A 15,656-nucleotide genomic window follows, 5' to 3' on the forward strand; every position below is an offset into this window, starting at 1 on the left:
GCGCCGGAAGCAGTGTGGCGCTTCTACAACGGGCGCTGCAACGTGGAGAACCTGATCAAGAGCCTGCCCTGAGTGAAACGAAGGGAGGGGCGGCTGGGGTTGGGGATGGACGAGGTGTGCTCGCACTCGTGGGCGGCGAACGCCTTGCACAACTGGCTGGCGCTTTTGGCGGGCAACGTCGTGGGCTGGTTTGGGGAATACCTGCTGGGCTTGGAGCGCCGCCACAGCATCGCCCTGGTACGGGAGCGGTTGCTGCGCATCCCGGCGCGCTTGATACGCACGGGGCGCCAGTGGGTGCTGCGCTTGTCGGCGCAGTATCGGCATCTCAATCTGTTTCTGCGAGCGCATCAGCGGTTGCGTGCGGGACCGACCTTCGCCTGAGCGCGACGGATGCATACCCTTCATCACCAGCCCCGGGCGACCGGGGCTATCGGCGTTGTGCGCGACGCCGATCTGCGGGCACATGGCAGGGGTGGGCGGCCCTCCCCACTCCATTTCCGAGCCACAAAACCCGCATCGCGCCTCCCACTGAAACCATTAACCCACTCACGCCCTGTCCGAATGCTTCCCGGCTCGCGAAAAACGCACACCGGCGGGCCTTACGCATAATCTGGGTTAGAGGGTCGCGCCCGGACGTGCGCGCAGCCATCCCAACGAGAAACGGGCACGCCCTTGCAGGCAGGGAGCGAACTGCTGCGCAGAGCAGCACTAGCCAAGCTCATCGTGGATCGCCGCGGCGGCGCGGCGGCCCGCGCCCATCGCCTCGATCACCGTCGCCGAGCCGGTAACGATGTCGCCGCCGGCGTACACTCGCGGCAGGCTGGTGCGCCCGGTGTCGGGGTCGGCGATGATGTAGCCGCGCTCGTTCACCGCCAACCCCGGGGTCGTGCGCTGGATGAGCGGGTTGGCGGCGCTGCCGATGGCGATGATGACGGTGTCGGCGGCGAGGGTGAACTCGGAGCCGACGCACGGCACCGGTCGCCGCCGCCCGGATTCGTCCGGCTCCCCCAGCTCCATGCGCTGACACTCCAGGCGGGCCGCCCAGAAGTCGCCGTTCGACAGCACCCGGGTCGGGCAGGTCAGGTACTCGAAGCGAATGCCCTCCTCCTGCGCGTGCAGCGCCTCCTCCGCCCGCGCCGGCATCTCCGCCCCCGAGCGCCGATAGACGATCGTCACCTCGCGCGCGCCCATGCGCAGCGCCACCCGCGCGGCGTCCATGGCGACGTTGCCCCCGCCCACCACGGCTACCCGCTCCCCCACCCACAGCGGGGTGTCCACTTCGCCCACGCGATAGGCCTGCATGAGGTTGGCGCGGGCCAGGAACTCGTTCGCGGAATAGACGCCGTTGAGGTTCTCGCCCGGGATGCGCATGAAGTGCGGGGCGCCGGCGCCGGTGCCGATGAACGCCGCCGCGTAGCCCGATTCCAGCAGCGCGGGGAGAGTGAACAGGCGCCCGATGACCGCGTTGGGCCGCACCTCTACCCCCAGGCCGCGCACGTATTCGATCTCCGCGTCGAGCACGGTCTTGGGCAGGCGGAAGTTGGGAATGCCGTAGCGCAGCACCCCGCCCGCCCCGTGCAGCGCCTCGAAGATGGTCACGCCATAGCCCAGCCGGGCCAGGTCGCCGGCCACCGTCAGCCCCGCCGGCCCGGAGCCGACGACGGCGATGCGCGGGCCCTCGGGGACGGCGGGTGATTCTGCGCCGGCGCGCTCGTGCGCCAGTGCATAATCCCCCACGAAGCGCTCCAACCTCCCCACCGCCACCGGCTCGCCCTTGTTGGCGAGCACGCACACGCCCTCGCACTGGCTCTCCTGGGGACATACCCGCCCGCAGATCGCCGGCAGGCTGTTGCGGTCGCGCACCCGCGCCGCGGCCTCGCCGAAGCGGCCGTCGCGCACCAGCGCCAGAAAGCCGGGGATGTCTATGCCGACGGGACAGCCCTCGACGCACTTGGGCTGCTTGCACTGCAGGCAGCGCGATGCCTCCGCGATCGCCAACTCCTCCGTGAACCCCAATGCCACCTCTTCGAAGTTGCGGGCGCGCGCCGCCGGGTCCTGCTCCGGCATGGGCTGGCGCGGCAGGCGCTTAGGCTTCGCCGAGTCGGCAGGCATGCTCGTAAACCTCCTTGGCGCGCCGTTCCGCGTCCACAAATCGCTGCTGGCGCTGCGACAGCTCCTCGAAATCAACCTCGTGTCCGTTGAACACCGGCCCGTCCACGCACGCGAACTTGGTCTCGCCTCCTACCGTCACCCGGCAGCCGCCGCACATGCCGGTGCCGTCCACCATGATGGGATTGAGGCTCACCAGCGTCTTCACCCCGTGGGGGCGCGTGGTGGCGGCGACCGCCGCCATCATGGGCACCGGCCCCACTGCCACCACCAGGTCAACCGCGCAGGCGGGATCGTCGAGCAGCGCCGCAAGCTCATCGGATACGAATCCTTTCCGCCCGCGCGAGCCGTCGTCGGTGGTGATGCGCACCTCGTCGCTGACCGCGGTCATTTCGTCCACCAGCACCAGCAGATCGGCGCTGCGGGCGCCGAGGATGCTGAGCACGCGGTTGCCGGCCTGCTTGAGCGCCCGCGCCTTCGGGTAGAGCGCGGGGACGCCGACCCCACCGCCGACGCACACCACGGTGCCCACGCGCCCGACCTCCAGGTGATGGCCGAGGGGGCCGACGACGTCGAGGATAGTGTCGCCGGCGCGCAGGCGGCTGAGCTGCTGCGTGGTCTTGCCCACCGCCAGGAAGATGACGGTGACGGTGCCCGCCGCGGGATCGCAGTCGGCGATGGTCAGCGGTATGCGCTCGCCGGTTTCATCCGCGCGCAAGATCAGGAACTGCCCGGGCCGCGCCGCGCGCGCCAAATCCGGCGCCGCGATATCGAGGCGCGTCAGGTCCGGCCCCAACTTCCTCGCCGAGACGATGGGAAACACTGGTCATCCTCCGTTGTCGTAAGCGCAGAGGTCACGTCTGATTCTGTTCTACCCAGGCGCCGAGGCATTCACCGGCGCGCCGGTAACATGGTGCTCATCGCGGGCCATCTTCGCCAGCGGGAACGGCGCCGGTGCGCGCTCGAGCGCGCCGTGGATGCGGGCGAGCCGGCGGGCGGGAAAACCCTGGGGATAATCATTACCCGCCGCGAAGGAGAAGTCAAGCTGCCGGCCAGCCAAACCGGACCTGTCCGGGCGGCGACCGAGCCAGGCGCAGATAGTTGCGGCGCAACCAGGAATATCGGCCCCGCGCGTCGCAACCCCATGTCACGGGGCACAATGCACCGACCCTGGAGATCCAACACGAGGTGGTGCGCCGTTTCCCGCGAACCCTATAGGGCAAGCCCATGGCAACCGGCAAAGCGCCCATCGCCCATGACATAGAATTGCAGCGCGGTCTCGGGCTGCGCGAGGCGACCATGATCGGTGTCGGCGCCATGATCGGCGCCGGGGTCTTCGCCCTCACCGGCATCGCCGCCGGCGCGGCCGGGCCGGCGCTGACGGTGGCGTTTATCCTCAACGGCATCGTGGCCGCCATCACCGGCATGTCCTACGCCGAGCTGGGGGCGGCGTTCCCCCAGGCGGGCGGCGGCTACTCCTTCGTGCGCATGGCGCTGCCGCGGGTGGCGGGATTCGTCACCGGCTGGATGTCGTGGTTCGCCACCGCCTTCGCCTGCGCGCTCTACGCGCAGACCTTCGGCGCGTACTTCGGTAACCTGCTGCAGGAGGTGATGGGGGTGTCCACCCCCGGCCTCTCCCCGCTGGTGTTCGCACGTGTGCTGGCGGTGCTGGCTGCCCTCGCCTTCGCCTACATCAACATCCGCGGTTCCACCGAGACCGGCGTCGCCGGCAGCATCATCACCCTGTGCAAGGTGCTGATCCTGCTCGCGTTCGCCGGCGCCGGCTTGTGGGTGATGACCCGCGACCCAGGGTGGTCGGCCCAGCTCGGCCTGGGCGCGGTCGGCGACTTCTTCCCGCTGGGCGCCGCCGGCGTCTTTGCCGCCATGGGCATTACCTATGTCGCCTTCGAGGGCTACGAGATCATCGCCCAGGGCGGCGAGGAGATCCGCGATCCGCGGCGCAACATCCCCCGCGCCATCTTCCTGTCCCTGGCCATCGTGCTGCCCATCTACCTGCTGATCGCCGTGGTGTGTATCGGCGCGGTGCGGCCGCCGGACGACATCCCGTCATGGCGCTACCTGGGCAGCCTGGCGGAACCGGAATTGGCGGTGCTGGAGGCCGCCAAGAACGTGCTGGGGCCGGTGACGGGGATGATCCTGATCATGATCGGTGGCCTCATGAGCACCATGTCCGCCCTCAATGCCACCATCTATTCCTCCTCGCGCGTGGCCTTCGCCATGAGCCGCGACGCCCTGGTGCCGCTGGCGCTGGCGCGCGTGCACGCGACGTGCCGCACCCCCTACGTGGCGATCGTCGTCACCGTCGTCGTCGTCGTCCTGATGGCGGCACTGCTGCCGATCCAGGCGGTCGCCGCCGCCACCAACATCCTGTTCCTGCTGAGCTTCACCCTGGTCAACCTCGCCGCCATCTCGCTGCGTTACCAGCGCCCCGACGCGGACCGCCCCTTCCGCATCATCGCTTTCCCCGTCACCACCATCATCGCCATCGTCGTCTCCCTCGGCATGTGCGTGTACCTCGTCCATTGGGAACCGATGGGGGCTGCGGTTTGCCTGGGGTGGATGGTGCTCGGGCTCTACGTATTCTACCACCACTCGCGGCGGCTGGAGCACGAGGAGCGCGGCTCCAAGGTGGTGCTGGAGGAGCGCGAGGTCACTCGCCGTCCCCATCAGATCGTGGTGCTGGTGTCCAGTCCCGAGAGCGTTGAGCCGCTGATCACGGTGGCGGCGGCGCTGGGCAAAGCCACCGAGAGCGAGATTCTGGCGGTGCGTATCGTGCTGGTGCCGCGCCAGCTCCCCATCGCCGAGGGGCGGCAGTTCGTCAACGAGGCCCGTCCGCTGCTCGACGAAGCGGTGGCGCAAGGCGGGCGGCTCGGGGTGCCGGTATATACCATGGTGCGCGTCGCCCAGAGCCTGCCGCAAGCGGTGCTGGAGACGCTGGAGGAGCGCCACGCCGAGCTGGTGGTCATGGGATGGCGCGCGGGACGGCGCGGGCAGCGCGGGCACGTGCTGGGCTCGGTCTTGGATCCGGTGATCCTGCGCGCGCCCTGCGACGTGGCGGTGCTGCGCCCGGGGCGCGACGGCAAGGAGTTCTCGCTGGACTCGATTCTGGTAGGGGTGACGGCCAGCCCCCATGCCAAGCTCGCGGTGGAGATCGGCCAGGCGCTGGCGCAGCAATCCGGGGGCCGCGTACGCTACCTGCACGTGGTCAAGGAAGGCACCGGCATGGACGCCAAGACCATGCACGACTACCTGACCGACGCCGCCCGCAGGCGCGGCGCGCCCACGGTCGAGATCGCCCACGCCACCACCACCGCCGGGGGCATCCTCGAGTTCTCGCGGGAGGCGGACCTGCTGGTTATCGGCGCGGCGCGCGAGCCGCTGTTCGAACAGTACTTCTTCGGCGACAAGACCCAACGCATCGCGCGCGTCGCCCGCTGCGCGGTGCTCATGGTCAAGCGCCACCCCAGCGCTCCCCGCTCCATCCTCCGCCGCCTCTTCACCCCCGCCCCCGAGGACGTTGACGCCTAGCCCGCCGCGCGACGCCGACCGTGCCCAGTGGACTTGCGAGCACCGGCCTCGCTTGTCAGGCGCCGATCGCGCCCCAATTCCACGCGCCCCAATTGCGCAGCTTGACGGGCCCGCCCGAGAGAATATACCATGAGCGCAGGAGCGCCCCATGGCCACCTGTCCGCGCTGCGGCAACCTGCTGCGGGAGGTGCTGGTGACAGTCGGCGCGGAAACGCGCACGGCGGTCGAAGCATGCCTGGACGGCTGCGCCGGCATCTGGGTCGGGCGCGAAGACCTGGTGGCGGGCCTGCAGCCGGCGATGTCGGACGACCTGCTGCGGGTGCAGGAGGGGACGGCGGAGCCGCGCAGCACGCGCTGGGACTTCCTCGAGGTCGAGGAGGCCCGCCGCTGCGGGCCCAAGATCGTGCTGCGGCCGGAGCAACTGGAGCCGTACATCCGCTGCGTCCGCTGCGGCCGCGAGATGGATCGCTACCGCTGGAACATGACCTCGCCGGTGGTGCTCGACGAATGCCGCGACGGTCACGGCATCTGGATTGACGCCGGCGAGATCATGCAGATGCGCCAGTTTTTCCAGGCCGACGCCGCCGATCCGGTCAAGCGCGACGACCTCCGCGGGCGCCTGGCGGAGGTGCGGGCGCAGTACGAGCGCGCGGTGCCGCGCGATCACCCGCACCGCGACCACTCCCCCCTCGGCTGGCTGTTCGGCGTGCTGTTCGACAACGACTGGTAGGCGCGCCCCCTTCTCGGTGGCGCGGGATCACATCCCGTGCCAGGGCGGGCAGGTTGGACACCCCCTACGGCGAAGGCGGCTCGGCACGCAAGACCCCCTGATTGCGGTCGAACATCCGTGCGGCCGGTGGGTGAGGATCGCGCCGGCCTCGCAAGCGGCCCGGCGGAAGGAGCCATCGAAGATGAGCATCCCCATTCGCGTCCACCCCGACAACCCGAGATGCTTCGAGTTCAGGGGCAAGCCCCTCGCCCTGGTGACCGCGACGGAGCACTACGGAGCGGTCATGAACCGCCCGTTCCGGTTCGAGCGATACCTGGCCGACGCGGCCGCCAAGCGCATGACGCTGACCCGGCTGTTCGTCCTCTTTCGCGAGCTGCAGACCCCGGTCAACCCGTACTCGACCTGCAAGCCGGAATCGCCCGACTACGTCGCGCCTTTCGCCCGCACCGGTCCTGGTACGGCCCTCGACGGCCAGCCGCGCTTCGACCTTGACCGCTGGGAGACCGAGTTCTTCGCGCGCTTGCACCGCTTTCTGTCGCTGGCATCCGAGTACGGCATCGTCGTCGAGGTCACGCTCCTCAGCAACACCTACGCCCCCAACATCTGGGCCCTCAATCCTCTGCACCATGCGAACAACGTCAACGGCCTGGAGCAAGTCGAGTGGCACGACTACCTGACCATGCGCCACCCCAAGCTGCTTGAGCGGCAGTTGGCGCACGTCCGTAAGATCGTTGAAGAGACCAAGCGCTACGACAACGTCATCTACGAAATCTGCAACGAGCCGGGCGGCGGTGTGGAGGGGCGGACCGAGAAGCCCTCGCCCGATGAGATCAATCAGTGGCAAATGGCGATCGCGCAAACCATCCGCGAGGCCGAGGCGGATCTGCCTTGTAAGCACCTCATTGCCGGGCAGGAGGCTTTCACCTACGAGCCGTTCGCGCAACCCTGCGACAGGTCCTTTTCCGAACTCGACCTCGATGTCGTCAACATCCACCCGTTGCCCAACACTACCTGCGGCGGCAAGAGCTATGACATGGGTGAGTTCATGTCCAAGCAGCTCAAGCTGCGCGCGTTCCGCGATTTCTGCCTGGCAACGCGCGACCAGCCCAAGCCCCTCAACCTGGACGAAGACAACGTCGCCAGCCAGTACAAGGACTTCGACGCCTGGACCATCCATCGCAAGCGCGCGTGGACCGCGCTGCTGAGCGGCTGCCACTACGACTACATTGACTTCTCGATCATCAACTACTGTGAGACCGGCACCCCGGACTCGCGGCGGCACATTCGCACCTGGATGCGGCATCTCTCCGAGTTCATTCACACGGTGGACCTCCCGCGCGCGCGACCGCTCGCCGGCTGGCTCAAGGATCCCCCGCCGCATACCCTCGAATCGGTGCTGGCGGTGGAGGGGGAGGACTACTGCATTTATCTCGCGGACGAACGCGAGCTGGGCGACGACGGCGCGGGCAAGAATGTGCGCGGCGAGATCACGCTGCGCTTACCACCGGGGCGCTACCGCGCATCATGCTACTCGCCGCTGACGGGGATGCACTCGCCCGCCACCGAGGTGGCCGGTGGCGAAGACCTGCGCCTTGCCCTGCCCGCGTTCGAGCATGACGTCGCCGTCCGCATCACGCGGGCGGGGTGACCTCGCGGCTGCCCCCCGGCGCCGCGCAGCAACCCCTTGGCAGGAATCAGCTCGGCGCTTGCGGAACACGTGTTTGAGCGTGTGTGGTGGCGACCATGGACTCTGGGGAAAAGCTTGCGGTCCTCGGTTCCGCGGCCCTGTTTGACGTGTGCACGGGCAGCTGCGGCGGGCCGCCGCGCCCGCGAAATGCGCCTCCTCCGGGCCTAGGCGCGAGCGTGATCTATCCCGCAGCTCTCCCCGACGGTCGCACGGTCTCGCTCTTCAAGGTGCTGCAGACCAACGTCTGCCGGCACAACTGCCTCTACTGCGCCAACCGCGCCGATCGCGGGGTGCGCCGCACCCAGTTCCAGCCGGAGGAGCTGGCGGCATTGTTCATGGACTTCCATCGGCGCGGCTACGTGCAGGGCTTGTTCCTCAGCTCGGCGGTGGCGGGGAGCCCCGAGCGCACGATGGCGGACATGCTGACCACCGCCGAGATCGTGCGCCGCCGTTACGGCTTCGCCGGCTACCTCCATCTCAAGGTGCTACCGGGAGCGCCCTACGACTGCGTCGAGCGCGCGGTCGAGCTGGCGGATCGCGTCTCGGTCAACATGGAGGCGCCGACGGAAGCGCAGTTGACCCGGATCGCCCCCGATAAGCACATGCCCGGCGATGTCGTGCAGCGCATGCACTGGATCAAGCGCGCCGCCTCCCGCGCAGGCCTGATGGCGGCGGGTCAGTCAACCCAGTTCGTTGTCGGCGCCGGCCGCGAGACCGACCGCGAACTCCTGACCAGCGTGACCGCGCTTTACCGCGACGTCGGCCTGCGCCGGGCTTACTTCAGCGCCTTCGAGCCGATCGCGGACACGCCGCTGGCGGAGCAGCAACCCGCGCCGCCCATGCGCGAGCATCGCCTCTACCAGGCGGACTGGCTGCTGCGGCGCTACTCGGGGGTCTATGCGTTGGGCGACATCGTGTTCGAGGACGATGGCGACCTGGCGCTCGACGTGGACCCCAAGCTGGCGATTGCCCTGCGCCAGCGCGCGAGATTCCCGGTCGAGGTCAACCGGGCGGATTACGCGGAACTGCTGCAGGTGCCGGGCATCGGCCCGAAGTCGGCGCGGCGGATCGTCGTCCAGCGGCGCGTCCATCGCTTCGGCGATGTGGCGGAATTGCGGCGCGTGGGGGTCGCCGTGCGCCGGGCGGCGCCGTTCGTGCTCATCAACGGCCGCGCGCAGGGCAGCGTGGACGTATTCGCACGCAGGATAGCGGCCAGGCTGCGCGCCGACCACCAACTCTCGCTGCCCTTGGGCGGGTAGCGGCGGCTACATCTTCAGCAGCTCGGTCGCCGCGCCGAAGTCATCGCCTCGCCCGTCGAGCCGCGGGCTGAACAGGCGTAGGAACTCCTTCTTCGGCACCTGCGCGGTCGGCGCGAAGCGCTGGTCGCGGGCGTAGTCCACCAGGCACTGTAGCAGATGGCGCACCTCGATGTGCGCGGCCGCTTCCGGCAGCACGCCCAGGCTGGTGACCAACACCGCGCCCGCTCCGATCCGGAATTCCAGCATATGGGCGTTGTTGCGGTTGGTCGCGTAGTGGTCAATCATGCGAATGATCGGTTCCACGCCGTACTGGCGCAGAGGGCTGAACTCCATCGGCAGGTAGCCCACAAACATCCGCACGAACTGCAGGTCGCACATGTTCTGGTGCGGGAATGCCGCTAGCGCCGGGTGCGGGGCGATGACCGTGCCCGAGTTGCCGCTGTTGCCAGCGTTCCACGGAATCGTCCGGAAGATGGGGTAGAAGCTGGTGGAGCCGTAGTAGAGAATGGTGTTCTCGATCACCGCTCCCTGGGTGAAGAGCACACACTTGCCGCCGCGCTCAATGTAGGCAGCCAGGGCTTCATCAACCGCGTCCGCGATGACCGGCGATGCTCCCTCGGGAATCGGCGCCCCGCGCGCGCCCTCCACCCGCAGAAATAGTCCCGGCGCGCCCGCGGCGGTTGAAAGCGGTGCCGAATCGGGCAGAGCCCACAACGACCACTCGTTGGTATTGACCAGCCTCCCGCCATGATAGAGTGCGACCCGCAGCTCGAACTTGTACCCCCTATCGGCGTGGGGCAGGTCGAACTCCGCGCACCCGGCCGGCGTCAGCTCACCCTGCGGCACCTCCGCCACGCGCAGTTCGCCCTCCTGGGAGGCCGCGCCGCCGACCGCCTTCCACCGCAGAGTGCTGCCGTTCAGCGGGGTTTCACCATAATGGCTGATCGCCAATGGAATGCGCTGCTTTTCCCCCATCTGCCGGCAGCGATTGCCTTCTTGCGCCAGCAAGACTACGGTATCCCCGTTCGACTTCAAGAACTCCTGGGCCGATACGTTCTTCGGCTGCCAGAAATCATCCAGCAGACCCTCCGCGTAGCGCCCATAGTCAATCAGCAGCCACAGGATGTAGCCTTCGACCGTCGGGTTGCGCCGCGCGTATTCGATCCCATCCTTGCGGCAGAGCGCCTGCAGCCACAGCGAGTGCTGGCGGTATGTGGCGAGCGAGTCCTCCTGGCCGTTCTCCCGCGCGGTTCTCTCCAGCATATCCAGCCAAAACGGCTTGAGTTGCGTCGCGGCATACTTTCCCCGATCCGCGGGATCGGGATAGCAGCTCCACCAGTTGTACTCGTGGAGGATTGCCGGGTGGCGCAGGTCGGTGATCATGTCCGTCTCGTCCAGCACTTCCTTCATCCACTTCGGGTGAACCGAAGCGTAGAAATCGGTGTCCCGTTTCCCCTTTTCGGTATCCTCCGAGTTGACATAGCCGGTGCAGTCTATCACCAGCGCGTGCGGGGCGAGGGCGCGCGTTCTCCGCGGCAGCTCGCGACTGTAGAAATCGAAGGATTCCTGGGTCTGGTTGGCAAACTCCAACTCGCTCGACATGCTATACATCATCACCGACGCATGGTTGCGGGTTCCCTTGATCAGGCCCTCCAGTTCCTGCGCATAGTACGCGCGGAAGCGCTCGTCAATCTTGTAGCGGTTGTTTCGGTAGTCTTGGGAAAGCCCGAAGGGCATCTCCTGGATGATCATGACGCCTGTTTCATCCGCGGCCTCGATGAATTCCATCGCCAGCGGCTCCATACAGCCCTTGGCGCCATTGAGCCCATACTCCCTGGCGCGTTTCAAGCGCGACAGGTGCCATTCTTTGTCTGCTGGGCACAGGGTCTCCGGATAGAAGGGGATGTCGCCAAAGACGCGCAATAACAACGGCTTGCCGTTCAGGTAGAACTTGGCCCCCTGCACGGTCAGTTGGCGCATCCCGAAGCGAATCGCCACCCGGTCTATGCACCGGTCGCCCCCGCCCGATGTGACGGAAATATCCAGCACGTAGAGTTGGGGGTGTTCCGGCGCCCACGTCACGTAATCGCCGAGCTTGACCTCGGCCTGTGCTTGCGCTTCTCCGGCCGCCAGCGGCATGGTCGTCTCTCCAACGGTGCGCTTGCCGTCCACTACCCGCAGCATAAGGTTCAGGGGCTCGCTCGCAGCTTCGGACAGCGTGAGATCCACGCGCACCGAGTCGGCGGCGAGCTGCGGCTGAACATAGGCGTCCACCACTGACACCCGATCGGTGATCTCGCACGCTACCGGCCGGTACACACCCGTCCAGTAGACTCCAAGCTCCTCCCATTCGTACATGCCGTCAAGCCGTATCTCGGGGAACTTGGGGATCGCCGTCACCTTGATCGCGGCCAGGTTCCCCCGGCCCGCCCGTACCAGATCGGTAACATCAACGCGCTGCTGGGTGCGCGAGCTCTGGGTGTAGCCGACGTGGGCCCCGTTGACGTAGAGGTCCGCCGCGGGGAAGATGCCGCCCAACCGCAGCCACACGCGCTGGTTGGCGCCGAACTTGGGCAGGGCGAATCTCCTCCTGACCCAGAACGGCTCGTGGAAGAATGTCTTCAGCAGTTGGTTCGGCTCGCCGATACCCTGGGCCTGGGGTGCGCCGGGGATCGTTATCGTCTGGGCGAACTCGCCCTGGCCCTCGTGCCACCCCTGCTGGCAGCCCTCATCCTGCGGGTCGCGGCGAAACTCCCACGCCCCGTTGAGGTCAACCTGTGGGCGTAGGCTGTCCCTGAAAGAGAAGACATCCGTGATGAAGCGACCGCCGTTCCCCATCTGGTTGACTTCCCCTTTCTCGCCCGCCGCGACCAACCGCCGGCGGTGCCACCACATTCCGTGAGCGCGTGTGTGAGCCCCCCGATTGCCTTCGCTGCCATCCCGAGCGCGGCCGGGCATTCGGCCGTGGTTTCCCGCGTGCGCTGGCAGCGCACGCAGGTCCCGTCGCCTACTTGATCGCCACCTCCGCGCCGGTGGCGGCGGACTTGTAGATCGCGTCGAGGATCTGCGTCGCCATCAGCCCATGCTCGCCGGGCACGGGTGAGGGCCCGCCCTCGCGGATCGCCCGCACGAACTGCGCGATCTCCTCAACGTAGGAGCTCGCCTTGGGCAGGTGGGTGGGGGTGACATTGACCAGCGTGCCCTGCTCCTGGCGGAAGATGCGCGCGGGCGACGTATGCAGCCCCGCTTCGGTGCCCATGAGCATGACGTAGCCTTCGTCCTCGGCTATGTGCGCCGCCCAGCTCGCCTTGAGCATGAGGGTGGCGCCGTTGTCGAAACGCACCAGGCCGACGCCGAAGTCCTCGACCGAGAACTTATCCGCATCCCAGGGGCCGAAGCCGCCGAAGTAGTCCGCGCGCTTGCCCAGCTTGGTGTAGGCAGCGCCGCAGGCGGCGACGGGCTTGGGATGGCCCATCAGGTACAGCGCGAGATCGAGCATGTGCACGCCGACGTCAATCAGCGGGCCGCCGCCCGACAGCTGCTTGTCCGCGAACACGCCCCAACTGGGGATGCCGCTGCGCCGCATGTAGGCCGCTTCGCCGTAGTAAACCTCGCCCAGCATGCCGGCGTCGGCGCAACGCTTGAGGTACTGCGCATCGGGGCTCCATCGCATGTCGAAGCCCATCATCAGCAGGCGCTTGGCCTTGCGCGCGGCGGCCACCATCCGCCGCCCCTGCGCGGCATTGATCGCGATCGGCTTCTCGCACAGCACGTGGGCGCCCGCCTCCAGCGCCGCGATGGTCGGCGCCATGTGAAACGCATTCGGCGTGCACACGCTGACGGCGTCCAGCTTCTCCGCCGCCAGCATTTCCGCGTACTCGCAGTAGGTGCGCTTGACGCCGAACTGCTCGGCGGCTGCGCGCACCGCCTCGGGGTTGCTGTCGCACAAGGCGACCACCTCCACGTCGTCGAGCTTCTGGTAGTTGGGGATGTGCGCATACTTGGCGATGCCGCCCGTGCCGATGATGCCGACGTACACCTTTTTCACGTGTACCCTCCTCTGGTTCTCGGCTGACCCCCGCCGAGACCGATGTCGAATGCTGAGTTGCGGCGCTGCCAGGTTCCATTCCCCCGCGATATTTCCCTTGCGGAGGTTCCGCGGCGATGGCGGATCCGCAGTCTCGCAGCAGCCGCGGGGGCGGGCTACAGCAGAGCGGTGCTGAAGTATCGCTCGGCGCGGTCAGGCAGAACGGTGGCGATGTTGCCGGCGATCTTCCGCGCGAGGCGTCGCGCCGCCCATACGTTGGCGCCCGAGGAGATGCCCACCAGCAGGCCATGATCTCGTCCCAGTTGGCGCGTGGTGTCAATGGCGTCCTCGTCGCTCACCTCGATGACGTCGTCCACCAGCGATACATCGAGCACCGCCGGAATGAACCCATCCCCGATGCCCTGGATCTGGTGCAGGCCCGGCTCGTGCCCGAGCAGCGCGGACACGTTCTTCGGCTCCACCGCGACGATGCGCACACCCGGCTTGTGCTCGCGCAGGAAGGTGCCGACGCCCTGCAAGGTGCCCCCGCTGCCGACGCCTGCGACAAAGCAGGCAATGTCGCCGGTCAGCTGGCGCCACAGCTCGCGGGCGGTTTCCTCGTAGTGGACGCGCGGGTTGTCGGGGTTCTCGAACTGCTGCGGCACGAACACGCGCGGGTCAGCGGCGGCCATCTCCTCTACCCGCCGTACGGCGCCCGCAATGCCCTCCTCGTCCGGCGTCAGCACCAACTCCGCACCCAGCGCGCGGATCAGCTTCTTGCGCTCCTGGCTCATGCCCTCAGGCATCACTATGCGCACCTGGTAGCCCTTGAGCCGGCCGACCAGCGCCACGCCGATGCCCGTGTTGCCCGACGTCGGCTCGACGATGATGGACTCCGCCGTCAGGCGGCCGTCGCGCTCGCCGCCCTCAATCATGGCCAGCGCCACCCGGTCCTTGATGCTCCCCCCGGGGTTGAGGAACTCGGCCTTGGCATAGACGTTCTCGCCTTTCAGACGGATGAGCGGCGTCCGGCCGATGAGATCGAGGATGTTGTCGGTCAGCATGCCAACGCCTCCTTGCCCGCTAAGGTAGCACTCCGACGGGCCGCAACGCAAGCGGCAAAGGGCCGCGCGGACTCCGGCTCGCGACCAGCCCAAGGCGGGTGAACTCCTAGAGGCTTGCGCGCCCGCCGCAGGCGGATCAACCTTTGGCGCGGAGTCGCGCCTAAGATGGGCGCGCGGCGCTACCCGCCGCGCGGAGTTCGGCTCGCGACTCCGGTAGAGAGTCGCGCCCACAGAGGCCAGGCCCGCAGGTTTGCGCTTGTGGGCGGCGAGATGCACAGGCAAGGGTGGGCCGGCTGCGCCTGGAGGTGCATCCCGTGGAATGCCCGAAGTGCGGCTACATCCTCGGACCCTTCGACGCGTCTTGTCCCAGGTGCGCGCGCATGGCGCGGACCCCCTGCGCCGTGTGCGGACGCGCTAGCGGCGTAGGGCGCCGGCGGTCGGCGCTGGCGGCGCCGGGATCGGGGGCCGCCCCCCTACATCTCGTACACCTCCGCGTCCATGTGGCCGCCGCAGCCGGGGCAGAACTCCGCGCCGAAGGCGGCCTCCGCCCCGCAGTTAGGGCACCTGCGCGGCGGCGCGATGTCGGGGCTGACCGCCTCCTGTTGGGCGCCGCGAGGGCGGCCGCAGAGGGGGCAGAAGTTGGCGCCGGGCGGGAAGGCCTCGCCGCACTCGCATTTCTCTTCCTCCGTATCATCGGGCGCCCCGCGGCGAGCTGGCATCTCCTCGAGCAGTTGCGGACTAGTCGCCGGGCGAGCTCGCGGCGCGGGCACTACGGGAGAGGGATGCGGGGGCCTGCGCGGGCCCGCCCTCAACGGGGGCACGGCGGGCTCCAGCAGGGCCTCCAGGTAGCAAGTGGTCTCGTCGCGGATGCGCCGCTTCATCTCGGCAAGGTCGGCCATCCGCTGGTGCACCGCGCGTAGGTCGAGCGTGGTCTCGGTCACGGCCGGCAGCGGCTCGGTCCCGGTTTCGGTCAGGAACTGATGGTAGCGGGCGCCCAGCCGGAACAGGAGCTCGTCGCGCCGCTTGCGCAGCGCCGAGACCTCGCGGCCCGCCACCAGCAGCCGCCACCATTCCCGCAATCTGCCCGCGATCAGCCGTCCCAGGTACCGCAGTTCCCTGACCACTCTCTCCATCGGTTCCCCCTATGCCACGCTGGCGGAAGCGCTCCCCTGTCGGAACGCGATCGCGCCCCCGACCGCGCACGGCCCCCTTGGTGGAGGGATTCCCTGTG

Annotated in this window: 11 protein-coding genes; 5 read left to right on the forward strand and 6 right to left on the reverse strand. The window is 68.2% G+C overall.

Annotated features, from left to right (window positions below):
* Nucleotides 1-72: 72 nt before the first annotated feature.
* A complete protein-coding gene (locus tag VM221_07110; GenBank protein HUT74587.1) occupies nucleotides 73-381 on the forward strand; it encodes a transposase in 309 nt (102 codons plus the stop codon).
* A gap of 327 nt (nucleotides 382-708) precedes the next feature.
* Here the strand turns inward: VM221_07110 and gltA are convergent, their stop codons facing one another.
* Both gltA and VM221_07120 read right to left on the reverse strand, forming a co-directional pair.
* Nucleotides 709-2,112, reverse strand: coding sequence for an NADPH-dependent glutamate synthase (gltA, locus tag VM221_07115; GenBank protein ID HUT74588.1), 1,404 nt, complete (start codon nucleotides 2,110-2,112; stop codon nucleotides 709-711).
* Nucleotides 2,087-2,932: a sulfide/dihydroorotate dehydrogenase-like FAD/NAD-binding protein gene (locus tag VM221_07120; GenBank protein HUT74589.1), complete on the reverse strand. Its 846-nt coding sequence runs from the start codon at nucleotides 2,930-2,932 to the stop codon at nucleotides 2,087-2,089. Before VM221_07120 ends, gltA begins: the two co-directional genes overlap by 26 nt.
* 404 nt (nucleotides 2,933-3,336) lie before the next feature.
* Here VM221_07120 and VM221_07125 point away from each other — a divergent pair, with 404 nt between their 5' ends.
* From VM221_07125 to VM221_07140, 4 genes are all read left to right on the forward strand, one after another.
* Nucleotides 3,337-5,658, forward strand: a complete 2,322-nt coding sequence (locus tag VM221_07125) for an amino acid permease (protein ID HUT74590.1) — start codon at nucleotides 3,337-3,339, stop codon at nucleotides 5,656-5,658.
* Nucleotides 5,659-5,806: 148 nt separating this feature from the next.
* A complete protein-coding gene (locus VM221_07130) occupies nucleotides 5,807-6,388 on the forward strand; it encodes a zf-TFIIB domain-containing protein (GenBank protein HUT74591.1) in 582 nt (193 codons plus the stop codon).
* 181 nt (nucleotides 6,389-6,569) lie between these two features.
* Nucleotides 6,570-8,036 (forward strand): DUF6298 domain-containing protein, encoded by a 1,467-nt coding sequence (locus tag VM221_07135; protein HUT74592.1) that lies wholly within the window; start codon nucleotides 6,570-6,572, stop codon nucleotides 8,034-8,036.
* 95 nt (nucleotides 8,037-8,131) lie between these two features.
* Nucleotides 8,132-9,334, forward strand: a complete 1,203-nt coding sequence (locus tag VM221_07140) for a putative DNA modification/repair radical SAM protein (protein HUT74593.1) — start codon at nucleotides 8,132-8,134, stop codon at nucleotides 9,332-9,334.
* A 6-nt stretch (nucleotides 9,335-9,340) separates the two neighbouring features.
* On the opposite strand, the gene VM221_07145 is transcribed toward VM221_07140, so the two are convergent.
* The 4 genes from VM221_07145 to VM221_07160 all read right to left on the reverse strand — a co-directional run bounded on the left by VM221_07145 (nucleotide 9,341) and on the right by VM221_07160 (nucleotide 15,558).
* Entirely contained in the window at nucleotides 9,341-12,229 is a 2,889-nt protein-coding gene (locus tag VM221_07145; GenBank protein ID HUT74594.1) for a glycoside hydrolase family 2 TIM barrel-domain containing protein, read from the reverse strand.
* Between the two features lie 112 nt (nucleotides 12,230-12,341).
* The gene (locus VM221_07150; protein HUT74595.1) at nucleotides 12,342-13,382 is read right to left on the reverse strand and encodes a Gfo/Idh/MocA family oxidoreductase; all 1,041 of its coding nucleotides are present in this window, start codon (nucleotides 13,380-13,382) and stop codon (nucleotides 12,342-12,344) included.
* A gap of 155 nt (nucleotides 13,383-13,537) precedes the next feature.
* Complete coding sequence (gene cysK / locus VM221_07155) at nucleotides 13,538-14,425, reverse strand: cysteine synthase A (GenBank protein ID HUT74596.1); 888 nt, start codon at nucleotides 14,423-14,425, stop codon at nucleotides 13,538-13,540.
* Between the two features lie 473 nt (nucleotides 14,426-14,898).
* Nucleotides 14,899-15,558: a zinc ribbon domain-containing protein gene (locus VM221_07160; protein ID HUT74597.1), complete on the reverse strand. Its 660-nt coding sequence runs from the start codon at nucleotides 15,556-15,558 to the stop codon at nucleotides 14,899-14,901.
* Nucleotides 15,559-15,656: the final 98 nt, after the last annotated feature.

It is taken from the genome of Armatimonadota bacterium (genome assembly GCA_035527535.1).
Taxonomy (GTDB): domain Bacteria; phylum Armatimonadota; class Hebobacteria.